The sequence below is a fragment of the Flavobacterium aquicola genome (assembly GCF_003385115.1).
Lineage (GTDB): Bacteria > Bacteroidota > Bacteroidia > Flavobacteriales > Flavobacteriaceae > Flavobacterium > Flavobacterium aquicola.
In genome coordinates this window covers 126,204-143,436 of record NZ_QUNI01000003.1, presented here as the reverse complement: position 1 = coordinate 143,436, position 17,233 = coordinate 126,204, and the positions used below count along the sequence as shown (strand labels likewise).

The window sequence follows — 17,233 nt, the reverse complement described above, 5'->3', positions numbered from 1 at the left end:
CATTAAAACAAAAAATATTATGGCAACAATTACTGCTGCAGACGTAAATAAATTAAGACAAACTACAGGCGCCGGAATGATGGACTGTAAAAAAGCTTTAGTTGAAGCTGATGGAGATTTCGATAAAGCGATACAAAACCTTAGAGAAAAAGGACAAAAAGTTGCTGCTAACCGTTCTGACCGTGAGTCTTCTGAAGGAGCTGCTGTTTCTTTTATCAATGCTGACAAAACTAAAGGAGCTATCATCACTTTAAACTGTGAAACAGATTTCGTAGGTAAAAACGAAGCTTTCGTAACTTTAGCTAAAGAATTAGTTGAAAGAGCTATCAACTTCTCTTCTAAAGAAGAATTCTTAGCTTCAGACTTCAATGGACTTACTGTTGCTGAAAAATTAATCGAGCAAACTGGTGTTATCGGTGAAAAAATCGAAATCGGTGGCTTTGAAATTTTAGAAGGCGCATTCGTTGGATCATATGTTCACGTTAACAAAATTGCTGCATTAACAGCAATTTCTGCACCAATTGCTAATGGTGACGTTATAACCAAAGACATCTCTATGCAGGTTGCTTCTATGGGAGCTGACACATTATCTTACAAAGATTTTGATCCTGCTTTCGTTGCTTCTGAACTTGCTGCTCGTATTGCTATAATCGAAAAAGAAAATGAAGAGGCAAAACGTTTAGGAAAAACTTTAAAAAATGTTCCTAAATACATTTCTTTCTCTCAATTAACTGAAGAAGTTTTGAAACAAGCTGAAGAAGATGCTAAAGCTGAATTAAAAGCTGAAGGTAAACCAGAACAAATTTGGGACAAAATTATTCCAGGAAAAATTCAGCGTTTCATCTCTGACAATACTACTTTAGATCAAGAGAAAGCTTTATTAGACCAAAACTTCATAAAAGATGACAGTAAAAAAGTTGGCGATTATGTTAAGGGATTCAATGTTGAAATCTCAGGTTTCAAAAGAGTTTCTTTGGGATAATACCTATTGATTTAAACAAACGAAATTATAATTAAGATTTCGGTTTACATAAAAAATCCCATCTTGTCTCTTCAAGATGGGATTTTTTTTTATGAATCAAGCCTTTTGATTAAACTTAGCGTTACCTGCAACGCATACAATTATTTCAAATTCACTAATTCAACTAATCTTCTTTATTTCTAAAAAAGAAAGCTAAACCACAATAATGCCCTACCATAAGATTTCTATCCTTAACGACAGGATTAAAACAGCACGATGAGGCATAAAGCAACAACAAAACACTTCTTTCTCTTTTTGACCGCAAAAAAGACTGCTTAATGACTTTATATGATGCGCAAACTTTTAATAAAAGAACAATTTTAATTTTTCAAAACTCCTTTATAATCAAAATAGAAAATTTGACCTATAAAAAAACAGCAGTAAGAAAATCTTACCGCTGTTGTTTAATTGTAATTTGATACTATTTAAATACTCAAAAGAGCACTATTTGAATTAACTATTTTCTGTCGTTAACCTCTACAGTTACCATTGCAGGATCTTTCAATTCTTCTTTTTCGACCATTTTAGAAAGTCTAAAAACAAGCAATGTACCTACAACTCCTAAACAAGTCATGAAAACCCAATTGGACTCGTACCCTGAATTCTGTATAATTTCCATACCCGTTTTAGCACTTAAAATATGTGCAAAACTATAACTCATTGTAAAAGCTGCCATATATTTCCCTTCCTGCATATGCGATCTGTCCATTGCAAATGAATTAGCAAATGGAAAAGTCAGCATTACACCGCAAGTCATAAAGAACATCATTGGAATCAAAACTACCTCAAAAGGAAGCAATAACAACAAGAAACTAGTTGCCATTAACAATAAACCGAAAGAAATAACTTTGTGATTATTAATTTTATTTCTGCTTACATAATTCACTATAGGAAGTTCAAAAAGCAAAATAAGCAATCCATTTAAACTTAATAGCAATCCGCTATCAAATTCTGTCATGTTAAAACGCTCTTTGTGATACAACGGCAAAGTAGTGAAAATCTGGAAGAAAAGAATACCTGTAATCAAACAGATAACCAAATGCAGCATGAATGGTCTGTCCTTCATCACTGAAACTTTAACTTTTTCCTTACTTTCTTTGCGTACTTTAATTGGTAATTTTTTCTCTTTAACGAAAAGAACAAAGACAATAATTGCCATTATACAAGTTATCCCATCTACATAAAAAATGTATTCATAACCCATCTGCATAATAATCAGACCGCCCAATACAGGACCAAAAAGAAATCCTAAATTGATAGCTGCACGAGTTAATGAATAGGCACGAGCTCTATCCTCTTTCTCTGTAAATGTTTTCAAACATACCAGCATTGCAGGTCTAAACATATCCGCAATAGTAGTAAGAATCAAAATACCAACGCAAAGCTCCTCAAAAGTAGTAGCATACTGCAGTAAAATAAATACTATACCACTTGCAAATAAACTAAAGACCATGACTTTATAAAAGCCAATTTTGTCTGACAGCTTACCGCTTAACCAAGTTCCTATTATAGAACCTATTCCAAAGAAAACCATTACCCAGCCAATCTGGCTATAAGTAAATTCTAAATTTTCTTTCATGTACTTTGACAGAAACGGAATAACCATTGTCCCTGCTCTGTTAATGAATGTAATTAAAGTTAAAATCCAAACCTCTTTCGGAAAACCTTTAAAATTGTCGAAGTATTTTTTTATCATAATTAATTTTTTTTGGGGCAAAAAATTTGTTGTTAGAGGCAAAAGTATATTATTTTTTGAATTAAGCAACAAGTAAACAGTTAAAAAACAAAACATTTTGTAAACATTCACAAAACATTTTAAAAACAAATAGAAAAGGTTTGGAAAAATTTTACAAAAACTTTTTTTTTAAAAAAAAACACAAAACAAGCGGATTATTCAATTTTTAATATAGATTTGCAATTCTAAGAAACCCCAAAATAATTACAATATGAAAGAAAAAATCTACTATTTAATAATTTGCTTTGTGCTTTCCTATTCTACACAAGCACAGCTTTATGGAGGAATAGAAATAGGAAGTAAAGGAATCAAAATGACTGTTCTCGATGTCGAAAGCATCAAAAGGAATACTTACGATGTAAAAGAGTTTTGGACTGAAAACGTTGGAATTGCTGCTGGTATTGGGATCGAAGGATCTCTATTACAGGAAGATATTGAAAAAGCAGGAGATGTAGTTTACAACAATTACAAAAAAATGCTTAATGAATACAAAATTGAAGACAAAAATATCTTTATTGTAGCATCATCTGGGGTAGGTTTAGCAAACAATACGAATGATTTAGTTGTAAAAATCAAGACCCTTACTAACAAAAAGATAGAAATCATCTCTTCTTCTTTAGAGGCAAAATTACTTTTAAGAGGATGTATCCCTCCTAAAAACTATTTAAGCTCTGTTATTATCGATATAGGTGGAGGTAATACAAAAGGAGGATATGCAAAAGACATCAACGGTGCTTCTGTATTCTTCCCAATTTCCTGCGATTTAGGAACTGTTACTTTGACTGAGATTATCAATAAAAAATGTAAACAAAAAACTGTTTTTGAATTTAATGAAAATCTTTTTGACTATTTACCTACTATCAGAGAGAGTTTCAAAAAAATGTACACCAGCCGTGCAGAATCACAAGACAAAAGCAATGTATACATCTCTGGTGGAGCAGCTTGGGCATTCTACACACTTTTAACAGGAATAAAAGCGGAAGAAAACTTCACGCAAATACAATATGATGATATTTTAGCAATTAGAACAATTGCAGAGAATAATTACCAAAGATTCGTGACAAATGCAGAAACGAATCCTGAAATGCAAAAAGTATTAAAAACATACCAACAAAAATATTTAATTGCAGCATTTAATCTTTTGGAAACTTCATTAGAAGTTCTGCCAAACATACAAAACAAAAAAATATTTTTTGCTAAACAAGGTCAGATTGCCTGGTTAGTAAGTTATGTATTCGACAGTGCTAAAGGAGTTAAACAAATCTATTAATTTAGCTGTATCGTAAAATATTATAGAAAAACAAATTCAAGGCTGTCTTAAAAAAGACAGCCTTATTTATTTAAAGCAAGCCTAAGATTTTTTTTTACAATGCACTATATTAGATTCAAAAAATAGATTATTTTTGAAAAATTGTTACAGTATCTTAACACATTAGCTATGTCAAATTTTAAAATTTTATTCTCCTTCATAATACTTACAGTACTATTTAGCTGTGGTAAAAACAAAGAAACTGAAGAACACCAATTAGAACAGCAAAAAGAACCAAATTACGAGCAGACCGCCCCTGCAATTCCTGAGTCTCAAAAAAATGACACAATATATAAATCGAAAGAGGACAGTGTAAGAGCTGTCAAAAACTCCATTTTAAGAAAACAAAAATTCAAGAAAAAAGAGGAAACTGGAGGTGAAGAAGAAACAGTTGCCGAAACGTCTGTAGAAACACCTATAGACAACACAGCTAAGACACCCGATAATAGTATTCCTTCTCAAAAACCCGCAATTAAGAAAGCGAAAGCACCGTCTTTTGTTTACATCAAAAAGATTTTAAACGAATGTGAAATCGGAAAAGTAATGACGCAGGAAGACTTGCAACGCCAATTTAACATTCCCAAAGAAGCAATACAGTTAGTTAAAACTGTTACCAAAATATCAGATAATGAACTGGACATTAAATGGAAAACTACTTGGCTTGTTGAAAAAATGTCAGATGCAAAATTTAATGACGGAAGGCTCAAAGTGCGTTTTGAAAAAAACAGAATGTACACATCAGGCGGTGCCATAGGCATCAAATATGAAAAGAAATTATATACCGATTTATACCTAATAGGACGTTCTGCTCATATTCCAACTGTAAAAGGATACTATTGGCAAATTGGTAAGGACTAATGGAAGAACCTATAAGATGTGGCTGGTGTCTTTCCAGCGATTTATATAAAAAATATCATGACGAAGAATGGGGCGTTCCCGTGTATGAGGACACCAAACTATTCGAATTCCTGCTTCTGGAAACTTTCCAAGCCGGTTTAAGCTGGATTACCATACTCAACAAAAGAGAAAATTTCCGCAAAGCCTTTGACAATTTCGACTATAAAAAAATAGCCAGCTATTCCGAAGATAAAATACAGGAATTACTACTGGACGTAGGTATTATCAGAAACAAACTCAAAGTTTATTCCGCCATTTCAAATGCTCAGGCTTTTATAAAAGTTCAACAAGAATTCGGCAGTTTTTCTAAATACATCTGGGGTTTCGTTGACGGAAAACCAATTGACAACCAACGTAAATCACTAAAAGAAGTCCAAGCCACTACTCCACTTTCCGATACAATCAGCAAGGATTTAAAAAAACGCGGATTCAAATTCGTAGGCTCTACAGTAGTTTACGCTCATATGCAAGCCACTGGAATGGTCAACGATCACGTGGAAGATTGCTGGAAGAAAACAAACAATAATCACATCTAACCAGAGTTTTGTTTTTACAAAAAAAGACTACATTTGCAAAAAAAAACAATCTTCCTTTATGAAAAAAGCAATTACACTTCTCAGCATTTTTTTGTTCACTATCACAGCCTGTACCAAAGACGACAATAATACAGAACAAACAATCCTTCTTAAAAAGTTCATTAATATAGAAGGCTCAAATACCCAAACTGGCATCATTAATTACAACGGCAATAAAATATCAGAGATAGCTTATTCCAATGGTTACAAGTATATCTATACTTACACTGGCGACCTAATCACAAAGGTAACGGGCTATGAAGACGGTACAATCGTAAGCATTATCGATTACACTTATGAAAACAACAATCTTAGAGGCAGTGTTGAAAACTATACAAGTAAGTCAAATGGAGTTTCAACTAACAGTAAATTAAGAACTGTTTATACCCCTAAATCTGATGGAACCATCTTAGAAGAACGCTTCAGTATAGACCCAAGCACTAATATAGAAACAAAAACTGCCAACAATATATATACCTTTACAAATGGTAATTTGATAAAAGAACTTAGTACTTACACTTATTTTGACGGAACAACAAGCATTACTACTACTATTTATGAATATGATAATAAAAAAAATCCTTCAGCAACCGCTATAGGACTTAATAAAATTGAATTCAGCGATACATCTTCATTAAACAATATCAATAAAAGAACTATTTCCTCTAAAAGCACAACAGATGGCATTCATTTTACACATCATCCCGACCAAACAAGAAATTATATTTTATCTTATGATGCCAACAATTTTTTAAAAGAGAGAAAATACAACGACATAAATCTCAACAATACCCCAACTACATTCATTACACAATATTTTTACGAATAGTAAAACGCGAAAGAATCTTTAAAAGGTTTCAATTTTAAATTATATAAAAAGCATGCTAAAAATAACTTTAGCATGCTTTTTGGTTAAAAAATAATCTCATACGCATTTCTTTATAATAAATTATATACATTTGCTTCACACTTTAGGGGTGTCTGCAATCGCAGGCTGAGATTTTACCCTCGAACCTGATCTAGTTCATACTAGCGTAGGAAAAAGTAAGATGACTTCTTTGCCGCACATCTGTGCGCAATTACAGCCATTCCTAAAGTATAATTACATACTAAATTCTAAAGGAATGGAACTGAAAATCAACAATCAAACCAAACAATTCCCTCTTGACAGTCTCACTGTACAAGCACTTCTTGACATGGAAATTCCCGAAAAACAAAACGGAATTGCCCTAGCCATCAACAATACCGTAATTCCAAAATCCAATTGGAATACCCACCTCATTCAAGAAACCGACGACATCTTAATCATTTCCGCCACACAAGGAGGATAATTCGGGCGTGACCCCATTGAGAAAAGGGGCTAAAACATAGCACCGCTTATACAGCCCCTTTCCTCAATGCGGTCGGGCTATCCACGCTACTACGGTAGCCAGCTCCTATCCCTCACGCGGGCAACTGCAAACCAAGAACTTTATATTTTCAGTACAAGAAACTACATATCAGACATAAAAAATCAAACTATGAACAACGAAGAAAAAATCTCAATAACGCCTTTTCCAAACTCCAAAAAAGTATATATCGAAGGAGAAATCCACCCGATAAAAGTCGCCATGCGTGAAATCTCACTAGCCGACACCAAATTAACCAACGGAAGAATCGAACAAAACCCACCTGTAACTGTTTATGACACTTCGGGACCATATACCGACCCAAACATTAACATCGATGTCCGCAAAGGATTGCCACGTATCCGCGAACAATGGATTCTAGACCGTAACGACGTAGAAGAACTAACCGAAATCACTTCTGATTATGGCAAATCGCGTTTGAATGACGAAAAATTGAATCATTTACGTTTTGAGTATTTACATAAACCAATGCGTGCCAAAAAAGGAGCCAACGTTTCCCAACTACATTATGCAAAAAAAGGCATCATCACTCCCGAAATGGAATACATTGCCATTCGTGAAAACCAACGCATCGAGCAATTGAATGAGCAAACGAAAGCCATGCAATGCCAACACGCAGGTCATAGTTTTGGGGCCAATACACCAAAATCAAAAATCACAGCCGAATTTGTTCGTAGCGAAGTAGCCAGAGGTCGTGCCATTATCCCAAACAACATCAACCATCCCGAAAGCGAACCAATGATTGTTGGACGTAATTTTTTGGTGAAAATCAATGCTAATATTGGAAATAGCACCGTAACATCAAGCATCGAAGAAGAAGTCGAAAAAGCCGTTTGGGCCTGCCGTTGGGGAGCCGACACCATTATGGATTTGTCCACCGGGAAGAACATCCACGAAACCCGAGAATGGATCATCCGCAACTCACCAGTACCAATTGGAACTGTGCCAATCTACCAAGCCCTCGAAAAAGTAAACGGAATCGCCGAAGACCTGACTTGGGAAGTATTCCGTGACACCTTAATCGAACAAGCCGAACAAGGAGTTTCTTATTTCACTATTCACGCCGGAGTTTTATTGCGTTACATCCATTTAACTGCTAATCGTGTTACCGGAATTGTTTCCCGAGGCGGTTCAATTATGGCAAAATGGTGTTTATTCCATCACAAAGAAAACTTCCTCTACACCCATTTCGAAGAAATCTGCGAAATAATGAAGCAATACGATGTCGCTTTCTCTTTGGGAGATGGTTTACGCCCCGGCTCCATCGCAGATGCCAATGATGCCGCACAATTCGCCGAATTGGAAACTCTTGGTGAATTGACAAAAATCGCATGGAAACACGATGTACAAGTTTTCATCGAAGGACCAGGTCACGTGCCGATGCACATGATTAAGGAAAATATGGACAAACAATTAGAGCATTGCGATGAAGCGCCATTCTACACTTTAGGACCATTAACAACTGATATTGCTCCAGGTTACGACCACATAACTTCGGCAATCGGAGCGGCAATGATTGGATGGTACGGCTGTGCAATGCTGTGTTATGTAACTCCAAAAGAACACCTTGGATTACCTAACAAAAAAGATGTAAAAGACGGCGTTATCACTTATAAAATTGCTGCACATGCCGCCGACTTAGCCAAAGGTCATCCTGGCTCGCAATATCGCGACAATGCCTTAAGCAAAGCCCGTTTCGAATTCCGTTGGGAAGATCAGTTTAATTTATCGTTAGACCCTGATACGGCAAGAGAATTCCACGATGAAACCCTACCTGCTGATGGGGCCAAAGTAGCACACTTCTGTTCAATGTGCGGACCAAAATTCTGCTCAATGAAAATATCACAGGAAATCCGTGATGTTGCCGAAGCTGAGAAAGGTATGGCGGCCAAATCAGAAGAGTTTATTGAACAAGGAAAAGAGATTTATATTTAAATAGAAAATAGAGCAAAGAAAAAAGAAATTAAACTTTCTAAATCTGAGTAGAAAAATGATCGTAATCACCAATCCAATTTCAATAGCTAATGAAATCTGCACTATTCATTCTCTTTTTGAGAACGGATTGGAGTTACTTCATATTCGGAAACCTAATTTTGGTGAAACAGAAATGAAACAATTTCTTTCTGATATAAATCATAATTATAGAGAACGCTTAGTATTGCATAATTACCATTGTTTAGCCGAAAAATTCAATATAAAACGTATCCACATAAGTGAAAGCAAACGAAAAGTAACCCTAATGTTACCTAGCAAACTACCATTTGATACCTATACAAGAAACGGTTTTCATTTATCAACTTCCGTTCATACTATTGAAGACTTCAATGCTTTGGAAAACGTTTTTGAATATGCTTTTTTAAGCCCAGTTTATCCAAGTATTTCTAAAGAAAATTACTTCTCAAAAACAGATATGTTTGAAGCTGTTAAAAACAGAAATAATTATACCACAAAGCTTATTGCTTTGGGGGGAATAGAATCAAAAAACATAAAACAAACATTAAAAAACGGATTCGACAATGTAGCCCTGTTAGGAACCATTTGGAATCGAAATAATCCAATCGAAAACTTTAAATCATGTCAGCAAATCGTCCAATCGTATTAACTATCGCTGGTTTTGACCCTTCAGCCGGAGCTGGAGTATTGGCAGATATCAAAACATTCGAACAGCATCGTGTATATGGTTTTGCTATTAATACCGGCAATACCATCCAGACCGAAAACGAGTTCTTTGAAATGCAATGGACAGATTTGGCATTTGTTCTGAAATCATTGGAAAAACTATTTATGAATTATACAATTAATGCAGTTAAAATAGGAATCGTGCCTTCATTAGAGTATTTGAAAGAAATAGTTTTTGCCATCAAAAGACTTTCACCAAAAACAAAAATTGTCTGGGATACCGTTTTAAAATCCTCTACTAATTTTGATTTTACAACTATTGGAAATCGTCAGGATTTGAATGAAATTCTAAATCAGGTTGATTTAATTACACCAAATTATGATGAAATCAAAATCATTTTTCCAGACTTCACACGGCTCTCCTGCTTCATCAGTTCATTGTCGCCCATACGAAGAGAGTCAAATGAAGATTTTATCTGTTCAGTTTTATTGAAGGGAGGTCACAATCCAAATGAAATGGGCGTTGATTATCTCTACATTGATAATGAAATTCATCAGCTTTTACCCAAAACTATTGAATGCTATGAAAAACACGGATCGGGTTGCGTATTATCTGCGGCAATAACCGCCAACATTGCATTGGAACAAAACTTAAAAACAGCTTGCGAAAAAGCAAAAATATATACTGAAAACTATTTATTATCCAACTCAACTAAACTAGGATTCCACCATGTATAACAAACTGCAATATATCTCTCAAGGAGAAAGCGTCGAAGAGCAATTGTATAATATTCATAGCGCATTAGACAACGGATGCGATTGGATTCAAATGCGATTTAAACATCAAAAGCCAAAAAAAGCTTTTGCCTTGGCTGAATCTGTAAAATTTTTATGCGAAGAATACCTCGCCAATTTCATCATCAACGACGATGTTCATCTGGCCAAACAATTCAATGCTGATGGCATTCATTTGGGACTTTCTGACATGGGGGTTGCTGAGGCCAGAGCCATATTGGGCAAAACCAAAATTATCGGCGCTACGGCAAATACATTTGAAGACATAGTGAAACAAGTAAATAATGGCTGTGATTATATTGGTTTAGGCCCATTTAAATTTACCAAAACCAAAAGTAATTTGAGTCCGATAATTGGTTTAGATGGTTACCGCTCCATCATCGACAAAATGAAAGATTCAGGAATTGAAATACCGCTGTACGCTATTGGAGGCATAACCCTTGAAGATTTAGAAAACCTAGTACAGACTGGGATTCACGGTATTGCTATTTCGGGCATTATCACCAAAAGCGATCAAAAAAGCAAACTCATTACAGAACTTAACGAAAAATTATATGGCAACGTCATTATTTAAAATAGGAGACAAAACACTGCAATCCAGACTGTTTTTGGGAACTGGAAAATTTGGTTCCAATCTGCAAATGGAAGAAGCTATTTTGGCCTCAGAAAGCGAATTGGTCACGGTGGCTTTGAAACGTATCGATTTAGAAACCGAAACAGATGCAATTCTAGCGCATCTCCAACATCCGCAAATTAATTTACTGCCGAATACTTCTGGTGCTCGAAATGCCAAGGAAGCGATTTTTGCAGCTCAATTAGCAAGAGAAGCATTAGAAACCAATTGGCTGAAACTAGAAATACACCCAGATCCAAAATATCTGATGCCCGACCCAATCGAAACCTTCAAAGCAACTGAAGAGCTGGCGAAACTAGGATTTATTGTTTTGCCTTACATACATGCAGACCCTGTTTTGTGCAAGCGTTTAGAAGATGCCGGAACATCAGCTGTGATGCCTTTGGGTTCGCCTATCGGAAGTAATAAAGGATTGAAAACAGTAGATTTTTTAGAAATTATTATTGACCAAAGTAATGTACCAGTAATTATTGACGCTGGAATTGGCGCTCCATCAGATGCAGCAAAAGCGATGGAATTGGGAGCTGATGCCGTTTTGGTAAATACTGCGATTGCCGTTGCCGGAAACCCAAAATTAATGGCCGAAGCGTTTAAAGAAGCGGTTATTGCAGGACGAAAAGCTTTCGAAGCCAAACTGGGACAACAATATAAACACGCTATCGCTTCTAGTCCTTTGACGACTTTTTTATATGAGTAAATATTTAACCGCAAAGAACGCAAAGGCTTGCGCAAAGTTCGCAAAGCTTTGCGAACTTAACTTTAGACATTAAACTTTGTGAACCTTGCGGTAAAAACCATCACAATATGAAAACATTTAAATCGGTTTTTGAACAATATGATTGGGACACTATCCAATCCAAAATATATCAAACTACTGCGAAAGAAGTCGAACAGGCTTTGGCAAAAGGTAAACGTAATCTGGATGATTTTCTGGCTCTGATTTCACCAGCTGCACAGCCATATTTAGAGCAAATGGCACAAATAAGCCACGAGCTTACCAAAAAGCGTTTTGGCAAAACAATTCAAATGTATGCGCCTTTGTATTTGAGTAATGAATGTCAAAATATCTGCACCTATTGCGGTTTTAGTTTAGACAACAAAATCAAACGAAAAACATTGACCGAAAATGAAATCGTATTAGAAGTGGAAGCCTTAAAAAAAGCAGGATTTGATCATGTATTGCTGGTTACCGGAGAAGCCAATTATACCGTAAATATCAATTATTTTCTAAACGCTATTGAACAAATCAGAAATGATTTTTCGATAATCTCGGTCGAAGTACAGCCTCTTTCACAAGAAGAATATGAGCGTTTGCAAGTTGTCGGAGTGTATTCAGTTTTGGTGTATCAGGAAACGTATCATCAGGAAGTTTATAAAAAATACCATACCAAAGGCAAAAAATCAAATTTTGATTTTCGATTGGACACACCCGACAGAATTGGAAAAGCTGGAATCCATAAAATAGGTCTAGGAGTTTTACTAGGTCTGGAAGACTGGCGCACCGATAGTTTTTTCAATGCTTTGCATTTGGATTATTTGCAGAAAACGTATTGGCAGACCAAATATTCGGTTTCATTTCCGAGACTACGCCCTGCAGAAGGCATCATTGAACCCAATTTCATTATGGATGACAAAGATTTGGCTCAGCTTATTTGCGCCTATCGATTGTGGAATGAAGATTTGGAAATTTCCATTTCGACTCGCGAGAATGAAAAATTCAGGAACAATATTATTCCGCTTGGCACAACGAGTATGAGTGCAGGATCAAAAACCAATCCAGGAGGCTATGTAGTTGACCCGCAATCGCTGGAGCAATTCGAAATTAGTGATGAACGTTCGGCTGCTGAAATTGCAGAAATCATTTCTCAAAAAGGATATGAACCCGTTTGGAAAGATTGGGACAGAACATTTAGTCAAAAGTCAAAGGTCGAAAGCCTTAAAGCCTAAAAAAGCTTTAATACTTAGACTTTCCAACTTTTGACTTTCCTAATTTTAAGACTTAAACAAAATGAGTGTTATACAAGAATTTTTACGATACAACCGACAAACGATACTGCCAGAAATAGGTGATTTGGGACAAGAAAAACTCAAAAAATCCAAAGTTTTGGTAATTGGTGCCGGTGGTTTGGGTTGCCCTATTTTGCAATACATTGCCACCGCTGGAGTGGGAACTATAGGCATTGTTGATTTTGACAAAATTGAGATTCATAATCTGCATCGGCAAATTTTATATACTGAAGACCAAGTGGGATTGCCTAAAGCTACGACAGCCAAAGCGACTATCGAAAAGTTAAATCCGCTGATTACTGTTTTAGCTTTTGAAGAAAAAATAACACTCGCTAATGCTTCAAAAATTATTGATGGTTTTGATTTTATAGTAGATGGCTCCGATAATTTTGCCACCCGATATTTGGTAAATGACACTTGTGTGGCTCTAAAAAAAACTTTGGTTTATGGAAGTATTTTAGGTTTTGAAGGTCAGTTGGCAGTTTTTAATCATCAGGGAAGTAAAAATTTGCGGGATTTATTTCCGGAACCTCCTAATCCTGATGATGTGCCTAATTGCAGTTTTAATGGTGTATTGGGAACTTTGCCAGGTATGATTGGAACGATGATGGCACACGAAACTTTGAAACTGATTATGGATTTACCAACATTGAAAAATGAATTAGTATTGTTCAGCACTTTGAATTGGAGTTTTACGAAACTGAAATTTTAACCATATAAGGCATATAAGTTCATTTAAGTTGGTATGCAAAAGAGCGATAATTTATATGACCTTACATGCCTTATATGGTAAAGTCATTTTCTTTTTAAAATTGACATAAAATCTTCCCGTTTAATTTCCCTACAGCCTAAACTTTCCAAATGTTCATTGTAAACCTGGCAATCCAATAAGCTGTAATTCTTTTCTTTGAGTTGATTAACTAAACTGATAAACGCTACTTTGGAAGCATTGGAAACCAACGAAAACATACTTTCACCACAGAAAACATGTCCCAAATCGATACCGTACAAACCGCCAACCAACTCATCGTTTTGCCAGACCTCAACCGCCTTTGCTATTCCTAATTCATTGAGTTTGCAATAGGCTTCGATCATTTCATTAGTAATCCAAGTTCCTGTTTGTCCGTCGCGTTTTACTTGCTGGCAATTGGAAATGACATCCCGAAAATTTTGATTAAAAGTCACTTTGAAGACATCCCGATTGAGGATATTTCGCATGCTTTTGGAGACAATCAAATCGTCTAAAAACAATACCATTCGGGGATTGGGCGACCACCAAATAATGGGTTCGCCTTCATTGAACCAAGGAAAAATGCCACTATGATACGCAAGCTGCAATCGCTCTGGAGACAAATCACCACCAATGGCAAGTATCCCATCACTATTGGCGTGGGAAACGGGAGGAAAAAACAAATCAGGTGATAGGTAATACATTTTCAATTTTAAAAATCAATTTCAATGGCAATGGCAATGGAAAATTCAAATAAAAAAAATCAGAAATTCAAGTAAACTCAAACTTCTGATTTCTAAATTCTGATTTCTGCCTTCTTTTTTCTTAGAATGGCAAATCGTCTGCTTCTTCTTCGTTCAAGTTAGTTGCTGGAGCAAAAGCTTGAGCAGCTGGCATTGGAGGTGCTTGCTGAGCTGGTGCTTCTGCAGCTAATCTTTCGATTCTCCAACCTTGAATACTATTAAAATATCTAGTTTCTCCTTGTGGATTAACCCATTCTCTTCCTCTTAAATTGATTGAAACTTTTACCGCTTCACCAATATTATAATTACTTAACAAATCACATTTATCTTGAGTGAATTCAACCAAAATATGCTGTGGATATTGCTCATCAGTAGTAACAACCAATTCTCTTTTTTTGAATGCCGCACTTACTTGTTGCTCTGGATTTACAACTTTAATTTTCCCAATTACTTCCATCTTCTTTTTTATTTAATTATTGTTACTTTGATTTTATTTTTTTGGCTAAAAGCACTTTCCATGCCGAAATTACATCATTCTGTAAAAGATATTTTTTGGCTTCCAAGTGCTGTTTTTCAAGGTCATCGGAGCTCAAAACTGCCTTTACAGCAAAATTTTGCTTTACAAATATACTAACTTCTTCAGTAGTAGGCAAGGCTTCAATATTACCTAACATTCCTAAATCGTTTCCATTAAAAACAGAGCTATTTTTAACAAAATCAGGAATAGCATCTACCCCAACCCCTAGTGTTGTAAGCGGTTTCGGCACTTCGAACAGTCCCTGATTGGAACGGGAATACCAATTGGCACCCAATCGGGAAACCAAATCAATTTTATGCTGGTCGATAGTTCCATTTTCGTTTAAAATGGCTTCATCGATATGTATATGAACTACTTCGCAAAGGATTAGATTTCCTGCTCCGCCTTCTGTTCCCAAAGGAATTATCTGGGTCACTTTGCACTCAAATTGTACTGGTGATTCTTTTACCCGAAAAGGTTTTATAGCAACTGAAGGTACTGGTGTAAAACCTGCTTTTAAAAATTCGTCAACTCCTTCGGCATACTCAGTACTTGCCAATGAAGTCTGCTGCACCATATCATAATTTACCACGTTGATAACGACTTCGCCTGTAGCTTCGGCATTGATCAGGGTGTGCTTAATTGTATTGTCTCTTACACGCCTTGCGGGCGAAAAAATCAGTACCGGCGGATTCGCGCTGAACACATTAAAAAAACTAAAAGGCGACAAATTTGGAATCCCGTTTTTGCCAATTGTACTCGCAAAAGCAATAGGCCGAGGTCCTACTGAACTTTGTAAATAGCCCTGTAATTTAACCGTATCAATGCTTTTTGGATCAATGCTAATCATAACTTTTTATTTGAACAAAAATAACAAATTAGCATCAGGATTCTGGATAAAATATAAATATCTTATGACCACAAATGCCCTAGCCCTGATGGGAACGGCATCCTGTTGTCCCGGGGTTCGGGACAACAGATATAGTGGACAGCAGGATTAGCTGCAAATAATAGTGATTTTAAAAGCAAGCACAATCTGAAGTTCATTATTTCGTTATATTTATACCACAAATTTACTGTTATGAATTTTACGGAAAACAGCAATCCTATCCGCTGGATTATTATTTTTATATCATTTGCGATAATTACGATTATCCTTTGGAACACTTATACTTTTTTTCAGATTTTCAAAAATGAGGAACGGATAAAAATGAACCTTTGGGCAACTGCTACAAAAACTTTAATCAATGCTCAGGAAAACACTGAGGTTGACTTACCTCTTCAAATTTTTGACAACAACACTACTATTCCAGTGATTCTGATCGAAAATGACAGCATTATTACTTCTAAAAATATTGACGAAGACATCCTTAAAAATAAGACCAAGACTGCCGCATATCTAAACGAATTAAAAAACGAAAACGACCCTATCAAAATCATTTACGCCCCTGGAAAACACCAGGAATTGTACTACGGGAATTCTTCCTTAATAGCAAAACTGAAATATTATCCAATAGCCTTATCGCTGATTATTATTCTTTGCGGCATCCTGATTTACAATTTTTATCTCAATCATAAAGTTGCTACTCAAAATAAATTATGGGCAGGAATGGCCAAAGAAACTGCACATCAGATAGGGACACCACTTTCTTCACTGATAGGCTGGCTGGAGATTTTGAAACTGGATAATATCGATGAATCTATCACTACAGAAATCGAAAAAGATATTGAACGCTTACAGACCATTACTGATCGGTTTTCTAAAATTGGTTCAGAACCCAAATTAGAATTAAAAGACGTCGTTGAAGAAACGAAACAATCCTATAATTATTTAATTTCCCGCTTTTCTAACCAAATAGACTTTTCTTTTAAAGGTCCAACGACACCCTTAAACATTTTTTTAAATCCAACTTTACACAGTTGGACGATAGAGAATCTAGTTAAAAACGCCATTGATGCAATGAAGGGAAGAGGAAAATTATCCTTAGTAATTGAAGAGGACAATCGACATATAAAGATAAACGTAACTGATACTGGAAACGGCATTCCTAAGAAAGAATTTCAGCGGGTTTTTGAAACGGGGTTTACTACCAAAAAAAGAGGCTGGGGATTAGGGCTTTCTTTAACCCGAAGAATTGTTGAGGAATATCACAAAGGCTCAGTGAAAGTACTGCACTCTGAAATAGGGAAAGGAACTACTATGCAGATTGTATTTTTAAAAAATAACAACTCTTAAACAAAA

Annotated in this window: 18 protein-coding genes and 1 riboswitch; of the genes, 14 read left to right on the top strand and 4 right to left on the bottom strand. The window is 35.7% G+C overall.

Translation table 11 applies throughout. From position 1 onward, the window contains the following. Nucleotides 1-19: 19 nt before the first annotated feature. Nucleotides 20-982 carry a translation elongation factor Ts gene (gene tsf, locus C8P67_RS05685; RefSeq protein ID WP_115811938.1) on the top strand — a complete coding sequence of 321 codons (963 nt, stop codon included), beginning with the start codon at nucleotides 20-22 and terminating at the stop codon, nucleotides 980-982. Nucleotides 983-1,478: 496 nt separating this feature from the next. On the opposite strand, the gene C8P67_RS05680 is transcribed toward tsf, so the two are convergent. Then, a complete protein-coding gene (locus tag C8P67_RS05680) occupies nucleotides 1,479-2,717 on the bottom strand; it encodes an MFS transporter (protein WP_115811936.1) in 1,239 nt (412 codons plus the stop codon). 250 nt (nucleotides 2,718-2,967) lie between these two features. Here C8P67_RS05680 and C8P67_RS05675 point away from each other — a divergent pair, with 250 nt between their 5' ends. The 12 genes from C8P67_RS05675 to C8P67_RS05620 all read left to right on the top strand — a co-directional run bounded on the left by C8P67_RS05675 (nucleotide 2,968) and on the right by C8P67_RS05620 (nucleotide 13,713). Then, nucleotides 2,968-4,026: a Ppx/GppA phosphatase family protein gene (locus C8P67_RS05675; RefSeq protein ID WP_115811273.1), complete on the top strand. Its 1,059-nt coding sequence runs from the start codon at nucleotides 2,968-2,970 to the stop codon at nucleotides 4,024-4,026. A gap of 168 nt (nucleotides 4,027-4,194) precedes the next feature. Continuing rightward, on the top strand, nucleotides 4,195-4,923 hold the full coding sequence (locus tag C8P67_RS05670) for a hypothetical protein (protein ID WP_115811271.1): 729 nt from the start codon (nucleotides 4,195-4,197) through the stop codon (nucleotides 4,921-4,923). Beyond that, nucleotides 4,923-5,498, top strand: coding sequence for a DNA-3-methyladenine glycosylase I (locus C8P67_RS05665; protein ID WP_115811269.1), 576 nt, complete (start codon nucleotides 4,923-4,925; stop codon nucleotides 5,496-5,498). Before C8P67_RS05670 ends, C8P67_RS05665 begins: the two co-directional genes overlap by 1 nt. Nucleotides 5,499-5,556: 58 nt before the next feature. Further along, nucleotides 5,557-6,366, top strand: coding sequence for a hypothetical protein (locus tag C8P67_RS05660; RefSeq protein ID WP_115811267.1), 810 nt, complete (start codon nucleotides 5,557-5,559; stop codon nucleotides 6,364-6,366). 134 nt (nucleotides 6,367-6,500) lie between these two features. Next, nucleotides 6,501-6,595, top strand: a riboswitch (TPP riboswitch). A gap of 66 nt (nucleotides 6,596-6,661) precedes the next feature. Next, the gene (gene thiS / locus C8P67_RS05655; protein ID WP_115811265.1) at nucleotides 6,662-6,868 is read left to right on the top strand and encodes a sulfur carrier protein ThiS; all 207 of its coding nucleotides are present in this window, start codon (nucleotides 6,662-6,664) and stop codon (nucleotides 6,866-6,868) included. A gap of 189 nt (nucleotides 6,869-7,057) precedes the next feature. Continuing rightward, the gene (thiC, locus tag C8P67_RS05650) at nucleotides 7,058-8,881 is read left to right on the top strand and encodes a phosphomethylpyrimidine synthase ThiC (RefSeq protein ID WP_115811263.1); all 1,824 of its coding nucleotides are present in this window, start codon (nucleotides 7,058-7,060) and stop codon (nucleotides 8,879-8,881) included. Nucleotides 8,882-8,936: 55 nt separating this feature from the next. Continuing rightward, nucleotides 8,937-9,548: a thiamine phosphate synthase gene (locus C8P67_RS05645; RefSeq protein WP_115811261.1), complete on the top strand. Its 612-nt coding sequence runs from the start codon at nucleotides 8,937-8,939 to the stop codon at nucleotides 9,546-9,548. Continuing rightward, nucleotides 9,521-10,303 carry a hydroxymethylpyrimidine/phosphomethylpyrimidine kinase gene (locus C8P67_RS05640; RefSeq protein WP_115811259.1) on the top strand — a complete coding sequence of 261 codons (783 nt, stop codon included), beginning with the start codon at nucleotides 9,521-9,523 and terminating at the stop codon, nucleotides 10,301-10,303. Before C8P67_RS05645 ends, C8P67_RS05640 begins: the two co-directional genes overlap by 28 nt. Next, entirely contained in the window at nucleotides 10,296-10,934 is a 639-nt protein-coding gene (locus C8P67_RS05635) for a thiamine phosphate synthase (protein ID WP_115811257.1), read from the top strand. The genes C8P67_RS05640 and C8P67_RS05635 overlap by 8 nt, the downstream gene beginning before the upstream one ends. Then, nucleotides 10,915-11,691, top strand: a complete 777-nt coding sequence (locus C8P67_RS05630; RefSeq protein WP_115811255.1) for a thiazole synthase — start codon at nucleotides 10,915-10,917, stop codon at nucleotides 11,689-11,691. Before C8P67_RS05635 ends, C8P67_RS05630 begins: the two co-directional genes overlap by 20 nt. A 107-nt stretch (nucleotides 11,692-11,798) precedes the next feature. Continuing rightward, nucleotides 11,799-12,941 (top strand): 2-iminoacetate synthase ThiH, encoded by a 1,143-nt coding sequence (gene thiH, locus C8P67_RS05625; RefSeq protein ID WP_115811253.1) that lies wholly within the window; start codon nucleotides 11,799-11,801, stop codon nucleotides 12,939-12,941. 61 nt (nucleotides 12,942-13,002) lie between these two features. Further along, the gene (locus C8P67_RS05620; protein ID WP_115811251.1) at nucleotides 13,003-13,713 is read left to right on the top strand and encodes a HesA/MoeB/ThiF family protein; all 711 of its coding nucleotides are present in this window, start codon (nucleotides 13,003-13,005) and stop codon (nucleotides 13,711-13,713) included. A gap of 83 nt (nucleotides 13,714-13,796) precedes the next feature. Here the strand turns inward: C8P67_RS05620 and aat are convergent, their stop codons facing one another. From aat to C8P67_RS05605, 3 genes are all read right to left on the bottom strand, one after another. Continuing rightward, complete coding sequence (gene aat, locus C8P67_RS05615; RefSeq protein ID WP_115811249.1) at nucleotides 13,797-14,435, bottom strand: leucyl/phenylalanyl-tRNA--protein transferase; 639 nt, start codon at nucleotides 14,433-14,435, stop codon at nucleotides 13,797-13,799. Between the two features lie 121 nt (nucleotides 14,436-14,556). Further along, a complete protein-coding gene (locus tag C8P67_RS05610) occupies nucleotides 14,557-14,931 on the bottom strand; it encodes a DUF3127 domain-containing protein (RefSeq protein ID WP_115811247.1) in 375 nt (124 codons plus the stop codon). 22 nt (nucleotides 14,932-14,953) lie between these two features. After that, nucleotides 14,954-15,841 (bottom strand): flavin reductase family protein, encoded by an 888-nt coding sequence (locus C8P67_RS05605; RefSeq protein ID WP_115811245.1) that lies wholly within the window; start codon nucleotides 15,839-15,841, stop codon nucleotides 14,954-14,956. 231 nt (nucleotides 15,842-16,072) lie between these two features. On the opposite strand from C8P67_RS05605, the gene C8P67_RS05600 reads away from it, so the two are divergent. Beyond that, entirely contained in the window at nucleotides 16,073-17,227 is a 1,155-nt protein-coding gene (locus tag C8P67_RS05600; RefSeq protein WP_115811243.1) for a sensor histidine kinase, read from the top strand. Nucleotides 17,228-17,233 lie beyond the last annotated feature (6 nt).

Bases quoted from the DNA above. Each gene is read 5' to 3' on its own strand.
- tsf (WP_115811938.1), top strand. From the start codon at position 20: ATGGCAACAATTACTGCTGCAGACGTAAATAAATTAAGACAAACTACA.
- C8P67_RS05680 (WP_115811936.1), bottom strand. From the start codon at position 2,717: ATGATAAAAAAATACTTCGACAATTTTAAAGGTTTTCCGAAAGAGGTT.
- C8P67_RS05675 (WP_115811273.1), top strand. From the start codon at position 2,968: ATGAAAGAAAAAATCTACTATTTAATAATTTGCTTTGTGCTTTCCTAT.
- C8P67_RS05670 (WP_115811271.1), top strand. From the start codon at position 4,195: ATGTCAAATTTTAAAATTTTATTCTCCTTCATAATACTTACAGTACTA.
- C8P67_RS05665 (WP_115811269.1), top strand. From the start codon at position 4,923: ATGGAAGAACCTATAAGATGTGGCTGGTGTCTTTCCAGCGATTTATAT.
- C8P67_RS05660 (WP_115811267.1), top strand. From the start codon at position 5,557: ATGAAAAAAGCAATTACACTTCTCAGCATTTTTTTGTTCACTATCACA.
- thiS (WP_115811265.1), top strand. From the start codon at position 6,662: ATGGAACTGAAAATCAACAATCAAACCAAACAATTCCCTCTTGACAGT.
- thiC (WP_115811263.1), top strand. From the start codon at position 7,058: ATGAACAACGAAGAAAAAATCTCAATAACGCCTTTTCCAAACTCCAAA.
- C8P67_RS05645 (WP_115811261.1), top strand. From the start codon at position 8,937: ATGATCGTAATCACCAATCCAATTTCAATAGCTAATGAAATCTGCACT.
- C8P67_RS05640 (WP_115811259.1), top strand. From the start codon at position 9,521: ATGTCAGCAAATCGTCCAATCGTATTAACTATCGCTGGTTTTGACCCT.
- C8P67_RS05635 (WP_115811257.1), top strand. From the start codon at position 10,296: ATGTATAACAAACTGCAATATATCTCTCAAGGAGAAAGCGTCGAAGAG.
- C8P67_RS05630 (WP_115811255.1), top strand. From the start codon at position 10,915: ATGGCAACGTCATTATTTAAAATAGGAGACAAAACACTGCAATCCAGA.
- thiH (WP_115811253.1), top strand. From the start codon at position 11,799: ATGAAAACATTTAAATCGGTTTTTGAACAATATGATTGGGACACTATC.
- C8P67_RS05620 (WP_115811251.1), top strand. From the start codon at position 13,003: ATGAGTGTTATACAAGAATTTTTACGATACAACCGACAAACGATACTG.
- aat (WP_115811249.1), bottom strand. From the start codon at position 14,435: ATGTATTACCTATCACCTGATTTGTTTTTTCCTCCCGTTTCCCACGCC.
- C8P67_RS05610 (WP_115811247.1), bottom strand. From the start codon at position 14,931: ATGGAAGTAATTGGGAAAATTAAAGTTGTAAATCCAGAGCAACAAGTA.
- C8P67_RS05605 (WP_115811245.1), bottom strand. From the start codon at position 15,841: ATGATTAGCATTGATCCAAAAAGCATTGATACGGTTAAATTACAGGGC.
- C8P67_RS05600 (WP_115811243.1), top strand. From the start codon at position 16,073: ATGAATTTTACGGAAAACAGCAATCCTATCCGCTGGATTATTATTTTT.